We start from the raw sequence: 13,944 nt of genomic DNA on the forward strand, positions 1-13,944 counted from the left end.
CTACAGCGGATTCCCGGGGGGCGGGTATGCACCGCGGGGCCCGCTTTACTAATGGAAACGATTTTCATTAATATTGGTGGTCAGCTTAGGGCCAGCGAGAGGAAATCGGGCGTGCGAGCGGCTCTAACGGGACTTCGACGGCGCCCGCATAACGGCGACCCACCGCGCTGGCTGTGCGCCGCCGCCATTGTGATCGGCGTTGTCGTCGGCTCGACAATGCTGACCGGCTGCGGCACCAGTGGCGGGGCGCACCCGCACGCGGGGGCCATCGTCGCATCCACCGACGTGTGGGGCAGCGTGGCCCGCGCCGTCGCCAAGAGTCACCTCACCGTCAGAGCCATCCTGTCCGGCGCCGCGACCGATCCCCACTCGTACCAGGCCAGCCCGTCGGACGCCGCGGCGATCGCCGATGCGGCTCTGGTGGTCTACAACGGTGGCGGATACGACGGATGGGTCGAGCAGGTGCTCGCCAGTCATCCTGGCATCAAATCGATCGGTGCGTACTCCCTTCTCGAGCCCGCCAATTCGCCGTCCGGTGCGCCACCCGACGAGCACGTCTTCTACGACCTGAACGTTGCCAAGTCGGTGGCTGCCCTGATCGCCGACCGGCTGGCGGTCATCGACCCGGTCAACGCCGCCGACTATCGGGCCAATGCCGCCGAGTTCTGTCGCGGCGCAGACGCTATCGCCATCTCCGAACACGCGATTGCCACCAACTATCCCGCCACCGGAGTCATCGCGACCGAGCCCGTCGGGCACTATCTGATCGCCGCCTCCGGCCTGGTGAATCGCACGCCGCCCGCCTTCACCGCGGCGAACGAGAACGAAACCGACCCGTCGCCCGCCGACATGGCCTCCGTTCTGGACCTGATCAACCACCGGCAGGTCGCGGCGCTGCTGGTCAACCCGCAGACGTCCAGCGCAGCGACCAACGGCCTCAAGGATGCTGCCCGGCACGCGGGAGTCCCGGTGGCCGAAGTGACCGAGACACTACCACCGGGCACCGATTACCTGACGTGGCAACGCAATACGGTCAACCAGCTACTCGCCGCACTGCGGTCGAGTCGATAAGCGTGGGCAACGCGACTGTCGGCGCCCCTGGTGCGCACAGCATTTCGCTGAAGGGTGCGCGGTTGGCGTTCGGCGATCGGGTGCTGTGGGACCACCTAGACCTTTCGGTCTCGCGCGGAGAGTTCATCGCGGTGCTGGGTCCCAATGGGACGGGCAAGACGTCGCTGCTCAAGGTACTGCTCGGGCAGCTTCCGCTGAGCGCGGGCGTCGCCCTGGTAGAAGGCAAGCGCGTCAGCTCGGGTAGCGGACACATCGGTTACGTGCCGCAGCATCGGCCGATGGACCGCGACGTGATGCTGCGCGGGCGAGACCTGGTCGCCCTGGGTATCGACGGATGCCGTTGGGGCTGGGGGCCGCTGCGCCGCGCTGATCGGGCCGGCCGGCGCGAGGCCGTGGGCGACGCGTTGCGACAGGTGAACGGCGAACGGCTGGGCAACATCCGGGTTGGGGTGATGTCCGGCGGCGAGCTGCAGCGGGTGCGCGTGGCGCAGGCGCTGGCCAGCGACCCGATCGTGCTGCTGTGCGACGAGCCGCTGCTGGCCCTGGACCCGGCCAACGCCAAGTTGGTCGCGGCCCTGATCGATCGGCGCCGACGGGAAGCCGATACCACGGTCGTCGTCGTCACCCACGAGGTCAACCAGATCCTGCCCTACGTCGACCGGGTGCTCTATCTGGTCGATGGCCGGTTCACGGTCGGCGCCGTCGAGCAGGTGATGACCACGGAGACGCTGTCCCGGCTTTACCAGGCCGACATCGAGGTCGTGAAGGTCAAGGGACGGTATGTGGTGGTCGGCGCGCGGGACAGCCACCCATGATGAACGACCGGCTGGCCGAGGTACTGGACAATCTGTTCTCCTTCGACATCACGGCCCACCTGCTTCGGCACGACTTCGTGCAGCAGGCGCTGGTTGCGGCGGCGCTGCTGGGGCTGGTGGCGGGGCTGATCGGCCCGTTCATCGTGATGCGTCAGATGTCGTTCGCGGTACACGGCTCCAGCGAGCTTTCGCTGACCGGGGCCGCGTTCGCCCTGCTGGCCGGATTCCAGGTGGGCCTGGGCGCGCTGATCGGCAGCGCGGTAGCCGCGGCGCTGTTCGGCCTGCTCGGTCAGCGGGCCCGCGAGCGCGATTCGGTGACCGGGGTGGTGCTGGCGTTCGGGCTGGGGCTGGCGGTGCTGTTCATCCATCTCTACCCCGGCCGGACCGCGACCAGTTTCGCCCTGCTGACCGGCCAGATCGTCGGGGTCGGGTACTCCGGGCTGGCCATGCTGGCGGCCGTGTGCCTGCTGGTCATCGTCGCGCTGGCGGTCTGCTACCGGCCGCTGCTGTTCGCCACCGTGGACCCGGAAGTGGCGGCCGCGCGTGGCGTTCCGGTGCGCGCCCTGGGCATTCTGTTCGCCGCACTGGTCGGAGTGGTGGCGGCCCAGGCCGTGCAGATCGTCGGTGCACTGCTGGTGATGTCGTTGCTGATCACGCCGGCAGCCGCGGCGGCCCGCGTGGTCACCTCCCCGTTGGCGGCGATCGTGGCCTCGGTGGTGTTCGCCGAAGTCGCCGCCGTCGGGGGCATCTTGCTGTCCCTGGCGCCGGGTGTCCCGGTCTCGGTGTTCGTCGCGACCATCTCCTTTTTGATCTACCTGACCTGTTGGCTGATCGGGCGCCGTCGGCAGTACGCCGGCGCTTGACCGCGTTCTAGCTCCTAAGCTGTTCGAATGACGCGGATCGACCTCAATGCCGATTTGGGTGAGGGCTTCGGTGTCTGGCGCCTCGGCGATGACGACGCCATGCTGGGCATCGTCACCAGCGCCAACGTCGCGTGCGGCTTCCATGCCGGAGATCCGGCCGGCCTGATGCGGGTGTGCCGGTCGGCCGCCGAGCGCGGCGTGCGGATCGGTGCGCAGGTGAGCTACCGCGACCTGGCCGGGTTCGGCAGGCGGTTCATCGATGTTGCCGCCGAAGACCTGCTCGCCGACGTGGTGTACCAGATCGGCGCCTTGCAGGCGCTCGCACAGGCCTGCGGCTCGACGGTGACTTACGTGAAACCGCATGGGGCGCTTTACAATACGATTGTCCATGACCGCGAACAGGCCGCCGCCGTCGCGGCCGCGGTGCACATGGTCGACGCCGCACTGCCGGTGCTGGGCATGACCGGTTCGGCTTTTTTCGACGAGGCCGATCGGATCGGATTACGCACGGTGCCTGAAGCATTCGCAGACCGAGCCTACCGTGCGGACGGCCGGCTGGTTTCCCGCCGCGAACCCGGCGCCGTGCTGCATGACCCGGAACTGATCGCGCAGCGGGTGCTGGGCATGGTGACGACCGGCCAAGTCTCCGCCGTCGACGGCACCACGATCGCCGTCACCGTGGAATCGGTTTGCGTGCACGGCGATTCGCCCGGTGCGGTGCAGATCGCGGCCGCGGTGCGGGATCGGCTGAAGGCAGCCGGTGTCGAGATCGAGGCTTTCTGCTGATGAGGTTGAAGCTGGGACGTCCCGACCTCGGGCGGTTCTCCGACCGTTTCGACGTGCCCGTCGCCGAATCCGACGCGCCGCTGTCGGTTACCTGGCTTGGTGTGACGACACTACTGCTCGACGACGGATCCTCGGCATTGATGACCGACGGCTACTTCTCCAGGCCGAGTCTGGCGCAGGTTGCCGTCGGGAAGATATCGCCGTCGCTGGAGCGTGTCGGCGAATGCCTTGCGCAGGCTCATGTTTCGCGTCTGGCCGCAGTGATTCCGGTGCACACGCACTTCGACCACGCGATGGATTCTGCGCTGGTGGCCGAGCGCACCGGAGCGCAACTGGTCGGAGGCGAGTCGGCGGCCAACGTCGGGCGCGGATATGGCCTCCCCGATGATCGACTCGTCGTCCCAGCGTCCGGTGAGCGAATCCAGTTGGGCGCCTACAACGTAACTCTGGTGGAGTCACATCACTGCCCGCCCGACCGGTTTCCCGGGGTGATCGACGAGCCAGTGGTGCCGCCGGTGCGGGCGTCGGCATATCGCTGTGGTGAGGCATGGTCCACGCTGATCCATCACCGGCCGTCAGGCCGCCGGATGCTGATCCAGGGCAGCGCCGGATTCGTCAAGGGCGCGCTGGACGGTTATCACGCCGAGGTGGTGTACCTTGGGGTCGGCCAGCTGGGGGTGCAGCCACGCTCATACTTCGTCGACTACTGGACCGAGGTGGTACGCGCGGTAGGCGCTCGGCGCGTGGTTCTGATCCATTGGGACGACTTCTTCCGGCCGCTGTCAGAACCGTTGCGCGCCTTGCCCTATGCGGCCGACGACTTGGACGAGTCCATTCGCATCCTCGATGAACTGGCGGCATCTGACGGTGTCACGCTGCACATGCCCACGGTGTGGCGACGCGAGGACCCCTGGGTATAGAACCTTGACACTGGTCCTTGCGCTGCTGCTGCTTGCTGTCGTGCTTGGGTTTGCCGTTGCCCGGCCCCGGGGCTTTCCGGAGGCGGTGGCCGCTGTCCCGGCTGCGCTCATTCTCGTTGCGACGGGCGCGATCTCAGCCCACCAGGCGGCAGAGCAGGTGGCCGGGCTGGCGCGCGTCGTCGCCTTTTTGGGCGCGGTACTGGTGCTGGCCAAGCTGTGCGACGACGAGGGCCTGTTCGAGGCCGCGGGCGCCGCGATGGCACAGCGGGTCGGCGCTAGGGGCCTATTGCGCGAGGTGTTCCTCATAGCCGCGGCGATCACCGCCGCGCTCAGCCTGGATGCCACCGTCGTATTACTGACCCCGGTGGTGCTGGTCACGGTCCGGCGGCTGCGAACTCCGGTGCGGCCCTACGCCTATGCCACCGCACATCTGGCCAACGGAGCGTCGTTGCTGCTTCCGGTGTCGAATCTGACCAACCTGCTGGCCTTCCGTGCCGCAGACATCTCGTTCACCAAGTTCACCCTGGTGATGCTGCTGCCTTGGCTAGCAGCGGTCGGCACGATATATGTCGTCTTCCGATGGTTTTTCAGACGCGATCTGCGGGTGCCGCCGAACCCTGAGCAACATGGCGCTCCGCCGCGGCCGCCGGTGTTCGTCTTGGTGGTAGTCGGTTTGACGCTTGTCGCTTTTGCTCTCGCCGAATCGGTCGGGCTGGCCCCGGCCTGGGCCGCGTTGGCCGGCGCGTCGGTGTTGGCGGTGCGTAGCCTCTACCACCGACGCACCTCGGTGGTGGAGATCGCGCGCTCGGTGAACGTCTCGTTTCTGGTTTTCGTTCTGGCGCTGGGTGTGGTGGTGCAGGCCGTCATGCTCAACGGGATGACGACGCACATGTCGGCGGTGGTGCCGTCGGGCTCCGGTCTGCCCGCGCTACTCGGAATCGCTGCGCTATCCGCTGTTTTGGCCAACGTCGTCAACAACTTGCCCGCCACGCTGGCGTTGATGCCGCTGGTCGCGACGAGCGGGCCGGCGGCCGTGCTGGCGGTGTTGATCGGGGTCAACATCGGCCCCAACCTGACCTACGTCGGCTCGCTGTCCAACCTGCTTTGGCGACGAGTGCTGCGCCAGCATCAGGTCGAGGCCGGTGTCGGCGAATACACCTTGCTGGGTCTGTGTACCGTGCCAACGGCATTGGTCGCGGCGGTGTTGACGCTGTGGGTCAGCGCGAAAGTGCTTGGCTTATAAGCGCGAGCAGACGCAAAATCCCCCGACACGCCGTGCATTCGGGGCATTTTGCGTCTGCTCGGCAGGTTACAGCACGCTGCGCAGCAGAGCGGGGTAGTCGGTGATGAGGCCGTCGACGCCGTCGGCGATCAGCTCTCGCATGGCCTCGGCGTCGTTGACGGTCCACGGAATAGCCCTGAGCCCCAACACATGTGCGCGATCGACGAACGCCTTGTCGACCAGCGTGTACTTGGGCGACAACACGCTTGCGCCCACCATCATCGCGCCGATCATCGGATCGCCCACCACAGCGGGATAAACACCGGCCAGCCACGGTGAGCCCGGTGTCCAGGTTTCCTCGTTCCACAACGCCACCAACGGAATCGACGGCTCGGCCTGACGAGCATTGCGCAGCGTTCGCCAGTCCAAGCTCTCAATCTCCACCCGGTCGACCATGCCGGCCGACCTGACCGCGGCCAGTATCGCATCCGCGAACTCCTGCGGGCCGACCGAAACGCCCGGGTGATCGGCGGCTACTTTGGTTTCGATGTTGTAGCGGACGTCAGTGTGGCGCATGGCTTCGAAGACTGCCGGCAAGGTCGCTATCTTGTTGTGCCACACCACTTCAGCGTGTGGGAACTCATCGCTGGGCTGGCCGCAGTCCAGGGTCCTGATCAATGCGACAGGGCGCCAGCAACGCACCAAACACTCGCGAGCAGACGCAAAGTCGCCCAGAAATGGCCATTTTGGGGCGACTTTGCGTCTGCTCGCCCAAGGAAATCAGCCCCGTCGCTGGCGGGCGATCTCGGCGAGCACCACCCCGGCTGCCACCGAGGCATTCAACGACTCCGTATCAGCGGCCATCGGGATGGACACCACCTCGTCGCAGTTCTGCCGCACCAACCGGGACAGCCCCTTGCCTTCGGAGCCGACCACCAGCACCAGGGGGTCGGTGCCGTCCAGGTCGTCGAGCGGGGTTTCCCCAGCGGCGTCCAGACCGACCACCCGCAGCCCATGGTCGGCCCAATCCTTCAGCGTCCTGGTGAGATTGGTGGCCCGCCCTACCGGGAGCCGGGCCGCGGCGCCGGCGCTGGTCCGCCAGGCCACCGCCGTTACCGAGGCGGAACGACGTTGCGGAATCAACACGCCATGACCGCCGAACGCCGCTACTGAACGTACGATCGCACCCAGGTTGCGGGGATCGGAGATATTGTCCAGCGCTACCAGCAGGGCAGGGGGTGTTTCCAGCGCGGTGGCCAGCAGGTCGTCGGGGTGGGCATAGCCATACGGCGGTACCTGCAGCGCAATGCCCTGGTGCAGGTGGTTGGCGGTCATCCGGTCCAGGTCGCTGCGTGGTACCTCGAGGATCGCGATGCCCAAATCTGCTGCCCGGGAAACGGATTCGGTAAGACGCTCGTCGGCCTCGACACCAAGCGCAACATATAGCGCGGTTGCCGGAACCCCGGCGCGCAGGCATTCCAGCACCGGGTTGCGGCCGAGCACCGTCTCGGTTTCGTCAACAGTGCGACGGGCCGGCCGCCGCGCTTGGGCGGCCGCCCGTTTGGCGGCGGGATGGTTGGGCCGCAGGTGCGCCGGCGGGGTGGGGCCGCGACCCTCCAGCCCGCGACGACGCTGGCCACCCGAGCCGACGGTGCGTCCGTTCTTGCTGCCCGATTTGCGCACCGCCCCGCGGCGACGCGAGTTACCGGCCATCTACTTGTCGGCGGACCGCAGCGACCACTGCGGCCCGTCCGCGGTGTCGGTGACCTCGATGCCGGCTTGGTTGAGCCGATCCCGGATCTGATCGGCCAGCGCCCAATTGCGCTGTTCACGCGCCTTTTCCCGGTTTTCGAGTTCGTTTCGCACCAGCACGTCGACAGCAGCCAGCGCGGCCGAAGTTTCGTCGCGCGATTCCCAACGTTCGTCCAGCGGGTCGCAGCCCAGGATGCCCATCATCGCCCGAATCGCACTGGCACTTCGCAGGGCTCCGTCGTGGTCGCCGGCATCGAGGGCACGATTGCCCTCCGCGCGCATCTGGTGCACTTCGGCCAGCGCGGTCGGCACCGCCAAATCGTCGTCGAGCGCCTCGGCGAACCGCGGGGTCCACTCACCGGGCACGACGGCGCCTACCCGATTGCGCACCCGATGCAGAAAGTCCTCCACCCCGACGTAGGCATGGACCGCATCCCGCAGGGCGGTCTCGGAATATTCCAGCATCGAGCGGTAGTGCGCGCTGCCGAGGTAGTAGCGCAGCTCGGCCGCTCGTACCCGCTGCAGCATCGCCGGTATGGCCAGCACGTTGCCCAGCGACTTGCTCATCTTCTCGCCGCCCATCGTCACCCAGCCGTTGTGCAGCCAGTAGCGAGCGAACCCGTCGCCCGCGGCGCGGCTCTGCGCGATTTCGTTCTCGTGGTGCGGGAAAATCAAATCCATTCCGCCGCAGTGGATATCGAACTCCGGCCCGAGGTAGGTGCGGGCCATCGCCGAGCACTCCAGGTGCCAGCCGGGCCGTCCGCGCCCCCAGGGGGTGGGCCACGACGGCTCGCCGGGCTTGGCGCCCTTCCACAGGGTGAAGTCGCGCTGGTCGCGCTTGCCGGTGGCCACCCCCTCGCCCTGGTGCACATCGTCGATCCGGTGCCCGGACAGCTGGCCATACTCCGGGTAGCTGAGCACGTCGAAGTAGACGTCTGCGCCGCCCGGCCGAAGATCGGTATAGGCGTGGCCGGTTTCGATCAGGCGTTGCATTAATTCGACCATCTGAGTGATGTGGCCGGTGGCACGCGGCTCGGCCGACGGCGGCAGGACGCCCAGCGCGTCGTAAGCCGCGGTGAATGCCCGCTCGTAGGTGGCGGCCCACTCCCACCACGGCCGTCCCGCCGCGGCCGCTTTGGTCAGGATCTTGTCTTCGATATCGGTTATGTTGCGGATGAAGGCGACGTCGTAGCCGCGTGCCAAAAGCCAACGTCGCAGGATGTCGAAGGCTATGCCGCTGCGGACGTGCCCGATATGCGGCAGCGTGTCGGGGGTTGCGCCGCACAGGTAGATGGAGACGTGCCCGTCGCGCAGCGGGACGAAATCACGCACGGTTCCCGAAGCCGTGTCGCGTAGCCGCAAGGTCACGACGTGCGAGCTTACCTGGCCAATTGCCGCACGCCGCGACCGCTCGGGCCGCAATGCGTACGTCACTCGACGGGCACCACCAGCGCCGTCGCGATGGCAGCGAGGCCCTCACCGCGGCCGGTCAGCCCCAGACCGTCGGTCGTGGTCGCCGACACCGCTACCGGCGCCCCCACCAGACCGGACAGCACGGACTGCGCCTCGGGGCGACGCGGAGCGATTTTCGGTCCGTTGCCGATCACCTGGACGGCGGCGTTACCGACCCGATAGCCGTGCTGCGACAGCAGCTCGACGACGTGACGCAGCATGTCGGCGCCGGTGACGCCCTTCCAGCGGGGATCGTCGACCCCGAAGACGCCGCCAATATCGCCCAGCCCCGCAGCCGAGAGCAGGGCGTCGCACAGCGCATGCGCCCCCACGTCGCCGTCGGAATGACCGGCGCAGCCGTCGGCGCCGGGAAACAGCAGGCCCAGCAGCCAGCATGGCCGTCCAGGTTGAATCGGGTGCACGTCGGTGCCCACACCGATGCGCGGCAGCTCGTTCACTGCCGCACGATCGCTTGCGCCAGCAACAAATCCAGCCGGGTGGTGATCTTGAATGCCAGCGGGTCGCCCTCGACAACTTGCACCTGGCCGCCGACATGCTCGACGAGCGACGCGTCGTCAGTGAATTCGGCGCTGCTGGCGTGCTGATAAGCCCGTACCAGCAGCTCCATGGCGAACCCCTGCGGGGTTTGCACCGCGCGCAGTCCGGCCCGCTCAGGCGTGCCAAGCACCGTCCCGTTGGCATCCACGGCCTTGATGGTGTCAAAGACGGGCAGCGCGGGCACCACGGCATCGTTGCCGGCTCGCAACGCGTCCACAACCCGCACAATCAAATCCGGTGGGGTCAGCGCCCGCGCAGCGTCATGAACCAGCACGAACTCCGGCTCACCCGGCAGCGCCTGTAACGCCTGGGCCACCGATTCGGTGCGGTTGGCGCCCCCGGTCACGACGGTGGCTTTACCGCCGAGGACACGCTTTGCCTCGTCCGTGCGCCCCGCGGGAACCGCTACCACGACGGCGTCGACGACACCGGAACCCAGCAGGCCATCAACGGCGCGTTCGAGCAGGGTGCGCCCGTCGAGCTGACAAAACGCCTTGGGAACGCCGGCAGCCAGCCGCTCACCCGACCCCGCGGCCGGGACTATTGCGACGACTTGCAACTAGAAGGATCTTCAGGAAGCGGCGGCCAGGACCTCGTCCAAGATGGTCTCGGCCTTGGCGTCGTCGGTGCTCTCCGCGAGCGCCAACTCACCTACCAGAATCTGCCGAGCCTTGGCCAGCATGCGCTTCTCGCCGGCGGACAAGCCGCGTTCCTGGTCACGACGCCACAGGTCGCGCACCACCTCGGCCACCTTGTTGACGTCGCCGGAGGCGAGCTTTTCCAGGTTGGCCTTGTAGCGGCGGGACCAGTTGGTCGGCTCTTCGGTGTGCGGCGCGCGCAACACCTGGAAAACCTTGTCGAGGCCTTCTTGACCGACCACATCGCGGACGCCGACGTACTCGGCGTTCTCCGCGGGCACTCGAACAGTCAGGTCTCCCTGCGCAACTTTCAAGACGAGATACTCTTTTTGCTCCCCTTTGATGGTCCGGGTTTCGATCGCCTCGACTAACGCAGCACCGTGGTGTGGATAGACAACGGTGTCTCCGACCTTGAAAATCATCAGATTCGAGCCCCTTTCGTTACTCCATGCTAACACGGGCCCCCGACACGCGCGGAACAACGGTGCAGGTCAGGGGCACAACACCCGCAGATTAGGGGTTGACAGACGGGCCAAGACGTGCAAGGCGTCACAGCGTCGACGGCGTATCCGCGGTGTTGTTGCGCTGGTCTCGGGCCCGCCGGCTCCATGTCAGCAACGGTAGCCACCGTCCCGGCCGCCATCTCACTTGGGTGCCGTGGGCTACCGTCGGCGGCACCTCACCTACTACTGTGCATAGTTGGACGCTCGACCACCCCGACCAAAGGCCAATGCAGGAGGCATTGAGTGAACCGCTTGAAGATCTGCCTCCGCGCGCTGGCCCTCCTCGGCCTGGTTGCTTTGATCGCGCCGACGCTCAGCGGCTGCGGTGCCGGCCAGATTGCGCAGACCGCGAACCAGGAGCCCGCCGTCAACGGCAACAGGCTCACCATCGGCAACGGCGAACGGCGCGTCGAGCTACGCGATATCCGCATTCAAGCCTCGCAAACCGGTGACTTCATCGAGCGGGGTCGGACCGTGGACCTGGTGTTCGTCGCCATCAACCAGTCGCCCTACGCCCCCGACCGGCTGGTGGAGATCATCAGCGACATAGGCAAGGTCCAGATCACCAACGACGCTCGGCTGCAGCCCAGCGGGATGTTGTTCGTCGGGGCGCCCGAAGGCCAGCGGGTGGAGGCGCCGGGGCCCATTGGGAACAGCACCGCCGCCAAGGCCGTCGTCACCCTGGATGAGCCCATCACCAACGGCCTCACGTACAAGTTCACCTTCAAGTTCGAGGTGGCCGGCGAGGGCAGTGTGCTGGTGCCGATATCAGCCGGCCCGAAACCCCAGCGCGTCTGAACCCGCGGGTTGTCATACCAGCCCGATACGGTCAGCTGGTGGCAAACACGCGTACCCAATACCGCTGCTCCGAATGCCGTCACGTCACGGCCAAATGGGTTGGGCGCTGCCTGGAATGCGGAACCTGGGGCACGGTCGACGAGGTGGCCTTGTTCAGCGCTGTCCGCGGTGCACACCGGCGTAACGGAACCGGCGCGTCGCATGCCATTCCCATCAGTTCGGTGGACGCCGCACAGGTGCAACCGCGCCCCACCGGCGTAGACGAGTTAGACCGGGTGCTCGGCGGCGGTGTGGTGCCCGGGTCGGTGACGCTGCTGGCCGGCGAGCCAGGGGTGGGCAAGTCGACGCTGCTGCTCAAAGTTGCCCACCGGCAGGCCCAATCCGACCGGCGGGTGCTGTACGTCTCCGGCGAGGAGTCCGCCGCCCAGATCCGGCTGCGCGCGGACCGGATGGGCTGCATCGGCGACCAGCTTTATTTGGCCGCAGAAGCCGACCTGAACAGGGTGCTGGAGCACATTGCGACGGTCCGCCCAGCCCTGGTCATCGTGGACTCCGTGCAAACCATCTCGAGCACCGAGTCCGACGGCGTTACCGGCGGCGTCACGCAGGTGCGTGCGGTGACTGCCGGGCTGACCGCGTCCGCGAAGGGCAACGGCGTCGCGCTCATCCTGGTGGGCCACGTCACCAAGGACGGCGCCATCGCAGGGCCGCGCTCACTCGAGCACCTCGTCGACGTGGTGCTGCATTTCGAAGGTGACCGCAACAGCACACTGCGCATGGTCCGCGGCGTCAAGAACCGTTTCGGCGCATCCGACGAAGTCGGCTGTTTTCAATTGCACGACAACGGAATCGAGGATGTCACCGACCCGTCCAGCCTGTTCCTGGACCAACGGCCGGCCCCCGTCCCCGGCACCGCGATCACGGTGGCGCTGGACGGAAAACGACCACTGATCGGCGAAGTCCAAGCACTGCTGGCGACGCCGAACGGCGGCTCGCCCCGTCGGGCCGTCAGCGGGATCGACCACGCCAGGGCCGCGATGATCACCGCCGTGCTGGAGAAGCACGCCGGCCTCAAGCTCGCGACCAACGACATCTACCTGTCCACGGTGGGGGGCATGCGGCTGACCGACCCGTCGTCGGATCTTGCCGTGTTGATCGCGCTGTCTTCGGCGTACGTGAACCTGCCACTGCCCAGTACGGCGGTGATGATCGGCGAGGTGGGTTTGGCGGGCGACCTGCGTCGGGTGCACGGCATGGACCGGCGCCTCGCCGAAGCCGCCCGGCAGGGGTTCAACATTGCGCTGATCCCGCCCGGAAACCAGGCGCTGCCGCCGGGGATGCACGCCCTGCGTGCCCCCACCATCGTTGCTGCTCTGGAGCACATGGTCGACATCGCCGACCATCGCCGCGTCACCCCAGCGAAGCTGCTTCAGCTGGACAAGTCGCAGTAGCTCCACCTAATCGGCCGCGACATAGCAGAATGCACGCTGTGACGCGACCGACGCTGCGTGAGGTTGTCGCCCGCCTGGCACCTGGCACCGGGCTCCGGGACGGGCTGGAACGCATCCTGCGCGGACGCACCGGGGCACTGATCGTGCTCGGGCACGACGAGAACGTCGAGGCCATCTGCGACGGCGGCTTCTCGCTGGACGTCCGGTACGCGCCCACGCGGTTGCGCGAACTGGCGAAGATGGACGGCGCCGTCGTGCTGTCCACCGATTGCAGCCGCATCGTGCGGGCCAATGTTCAGCTGGTTCCGGATCCCTCGATACCGACCGACGAATCGGGAACCCGCCACCGCTCGGCGGAGCGGGCAGCGATCCAGACCGGTTACCCGGTGATCTCAGTCAGCCATTCGATGAACATCGTGACCGTCTACGTGGGCGGGGAACGCCACGTGCTGACGGACTCGGCAACCATCCTGTCGCGAGCGAACCAGGCCATCGCGACCCTGGAGCGGTACAAGACCCGACTCGACGAGGTCAGCAGGCAACTGTCCAGAGCCGAGATCGAGGACTTCGTCACCCTGCGCGACGTGATGACCGTGGTGCAACGCCTTGAGCTGGTCCGGCGCATCGGTCTGGTCATCGACTACGAAACCGTCGAGCTTGGCACCGACGGCCGGCAATTGCGACTGCAACTCGAGGAGCTGCTCGGGGGCAACGACACCGCCCGGGAACTAATTGTCCGCGATTACCACGCCAATCCCGAGCCACCGTCGGATCCGCAGATCGCCGCCACCCTGGCCGAGCTGGACAGTTTGTCCGATACCGAGCTGCTCGAGCTCACCGCGCTGGCGAAGGTCTTCGGGTATCCGACTACGGCCGAAGCCCAGGACTCGGCGCTGAGCCCGCGTGGCTACCGCGCGATGGCCGGCATCCCGAGGCTGCAGTTCGCCCACGTGGACCTGCTGGTCCGGGCGTTCGGAACGCTGCAGGGTCTGCTCGCGGCCAGCGCCAGCGACCTGCAATCGGTAGAGGGCATCGGCGCGATGTGGGCCCGCCACGTGCGTGAGGGTCTGTCCCAGCTGGCGGAATCGACCATCGTCGATCCGCTGGATTGACGT

General features: G+C 67.1%; 15 protein-coding genes. 9 read left to right on the plus strand and 6 right to left on the minus strand.

All coding sequences use genetic code 11. The features are described from left to right. The first annotated feature begins 216 nt into the window (after nucleotides 1-216). From AC5Y2L_RS15690 to AC5Y2L_RS15715, 6 genes are read left to right on the plus strand one after another with little or no spacing between them, the layout of a single operon-like run. Nucleotides 217-1,071: a metal ABC transporter solute-binding protein, Zn/Mn family gene (locus AC5Y2L_RS15690; protein ID WP_499935462.1), complete on the plus strand. Its 855-nt coding sequence runs from the start codon at nucleotides 217-219 to the stop codon at nucleotides 1,069-1,071. After that, nucleotides 1,068-1,886 (plus strand): metal ABC transporter ATP-binding protein, encoded by an 819-nt coding sequence (locus AC5Y2L_RS15695; protein ID WP_499935463.1) that lies wholly within the window; start codon nucleotides 1,068-1,070, stop codon nucleotides 1,884-1,886. The genes AC5Y2L_RS15690 and AC5Y2L_RS15695 overlap by 4 nt, the downstream gene beginning before the upstream one ends. Next, entirely contained in the window at nucleotides 1,886-2,749 is an 864-nt protein-coding gene (locus AC5Y2L_RS15700) for a metal ABC transporter permease (RefSeq protein ID WP_499935332.1), read from the plus strand. The genes AC5Y2L_RS15695 and AC5Y2L_RS15700 overlap by 1 nt, the downstream gene beginning before the upstream one ends. Before the next feature lie 27 nt (nucleotides 2,750-2,776). Next, on the plus strand, nucleotides 2,777-3,535 hold the full coding sequence (locus tag AC5Y2L_RS15705; RefSeq protein WP_499935334.1) for a LamB/YcsF family protein: 759 nt from the start codon (nucleotides 2,777-2,779) through the stop codon (nucleotides 3,533-3,535). Beyond that, complete coding sequence (locus AC5Y2L_RS15710) at nucleotides 3,535-4,455, plus strand: MBL fold metallo-hydrolase (RefSeq protein ID WP_499935336.1); 921 nt, start codon at nucleotides 3,535-3,537, stop codon at nucleotides 4,453-4,455. Before AC5Y2L_RS15705 ends, AC5Y2L_RS15710 begins: the two co-directional genes overlap by 1 nt. Before the next feature lie 4 nt (nucleotides 4,456-4,459). Next, on the plus strand, nucleotides 4,460-5,698 hold the full coding sequence (locus AC5Y2L_RS15715; protein WP_499935337.1) for an SLC13 family permease: 1,239 nt from the start codon (nucleotides 4,460-4,462) through the stop codon (nucleotides 5,696-5,698). Nucleotides 5,699-5,764: 66 nt separating this feature from the next. Here AC5Y2L_RS15715 and AC5Y2L_RS15720 read toward each other — a convergent pair whose 3' ends face one another. The 6 genes from AC5Y2L_RS15720 to carD all read right to left on the minus strand — a co-directional run bounded on the left by AC5Y2L_RS15720 (nucleotide 5,765) and on the right by carD (nucleotide 10,499). Next, nucleotides 5,765-6,379 (minus strand): glycerophosphodiester phosphodiesterase family protein, encoded by a 615-nt coding sequence (locus tag AC5Y2L_RS15720; RefSeq protein ID WP_499935339.1) that lies wholly within the window; start codon nucleotides 6,377-6,379, stop codon nucleotides 5,765-5,767. 78 nt (nucleotides 6,380-6,457) lie between these two features. Continuing rightward, nucleotides 6,458-7,390, minus strand: coding sequence for a 23S rRNA (guanosine(2251)-2'-O)-methyltransferase RlmB (gene rlmB, locus AC5Y2L_RS15725; protein ID WP_499935340.1), 933 nt, complete (start codon nucleotides 7,388-7,390; stop codon nucleotides 6,458-6,460). Beyond that, a complete protein-coding gene (gene cysS / locus AC5Y2L_RS15730; protein WP_499935342.1) occupies nucleotides 7,391-8,797 on the minus strand; it encodes a cysteine--tRNA ligase in 1,407 nt (468 codons plus the stop codon). It abuts the gene before it with no gap. A 62-nt stretch (nucleotides 8,798-8,859) separates the two neighbouring features. Beyond that, nucleotides 8,860-9,339, minus strand: coding sequence for a 2-C-methyl-D-erythritol 2,4-cyclodiphosphate synthase (gene ispF / locus AC5Y2L_RS15735; protein WP_499935343.1), 480 nt, complete (start codon nucleotides 9,337-9,339; stop codon nucleotides 8,860-8,862). After that, nucleotides 9,336-9,998, minus strand: a complete 663-nt coding sequence (gene ispD / locus AC5Y2L_RS15740; protein WP_499935345.1) for a 2-C-methyl-D-erythritol 4-phosphate cytidylyltransferase — start codon at nucleotides 9,996-9,998, stop codon at nucleotides 9,336-9,338. Before ispD ends, ispF begins: the two co-directional genes overlap by 4 nt. Before the next feature lie 12 nt (nucleotides 9,999-10,010). After that, nucleotides 10,011-10,499, minus strand: a complete 489-nt coding sequence (gene carD, locus AC5Y2L_RS15745) for an RNA polymerase-binding transcription factor CarD (RefSeq protein WP_003419482.1) — start codon at nucleotides 10,497-10,499, stop codon at nucleotides 10,011-10,013. 324 nt (nucleotides 10,500-10,823) lie between these two features. Here carD and AC5Y2L_RS15750 point away from each other — a divergent pair, with 324 nt between their 5' ends. The 3 genes from AC5Y2L_RS15750 to disA are packed head-to-tail and all read left to right on the plus strand — an operon-like array spanning nucleotide 10,824 to nucleotide 13,941. Further along, the gene (locus AC5Y2L_RS15750; protein ID WP_499935346.1) at nucleotides 10,824-11,378 is read left to right on the plus strand and encodes a copper chaperone PCu(A)C domain-containing protein; all 555 of its coding nucleotides are present in this window, start codon (nucleotides 10,824-10,826) and stop codon (nucleotides 11,376-11,378) included. 38 nt (nucleotides 11,379-11,416) lie between these two features. Further along, nucleotides 11,417-12,829 (plus strand): DNA repair protein RadA, encoded by a 1,413-nt coding sequence (gene radA / locus AC5Y2L_RS15755; RefSeq protein ID WP_499935348.1) that lies wholly within the window; start codon nucleotides 11,417-11,419, stop codon nucleotides 12,827-12,829. A 29-nt stretch (nucleotides 12,830-12,858) separates the two neighbouring features. Next, the gene (gene disA / locus AC5Y2L_RS15760) at nucleotides 12,859-13,941 is read left to right on the plus strand and encodes a DNA integrity scanning diadenylate cyclase DisA (RefSeq protein ID WP_499935350.1); all 1,083 of its coding nucleotides are present in this window, start codon (nucleotides 12,859-12,861) and stop codon (nucleotides 13,939-13,941) included. The last annotated feature ends 3 nt before the right edge of the window (nucleotides 13,942-13,944 follow it).

The organism is Mycobacterium sp. NGS66, from assembly GCF_059812225.1.

Coding starts and splice junctions, on each gene's coding strand:
- AC5Y2L_RS15705 (WP_499935334.1), top strand. CDS start 2,777: ATGACGCGGATCGACCTCAATGCCGATTTGGGTGAGGGCTTCGGTGTC.
- AC5Y2L_RS15710 (WP_499935336.1), top strand. CDS start 3,535: ATGAGGTTGAAGCTGGGACGTCCCGACCTCGGGCGGTTCTCCGACCGT.
- rlmB (WP_499935340.1), bottom strand. CDS start 7,390: ATGGCCGGTAACTCGCGTCGCCGCGGGGCGGTGCGCAAATCGGGCAGC.
- disA (WP_499935350.1), top strand. CDS start 12,859: ATGCACGCTGTGACGCGACCGACGCTGCGTGAGGTTGTCGCCCGCCTG.
- AC5Y2L_RS15690 (WP_499935462.1), top strand. CDS start 217: ATGCTGACCGGCTGCGGCACCAGTGGCGGGGCGCACCCGCACGCGGGG.
- carD (WP_003419482.1), bottom strand. CDS start 10,499: ATGATTTTCAAGGTCGGAGACACCGTTGTCTATCCACACCACGGTGCT.
- AC5Y2L_RS15700 (WP_499935332.1), top strand. CDS start 1,886: ATGAACGACCGGCTGGCCGAGGTACTGGACAATCTGTTCTCCTTCGAC.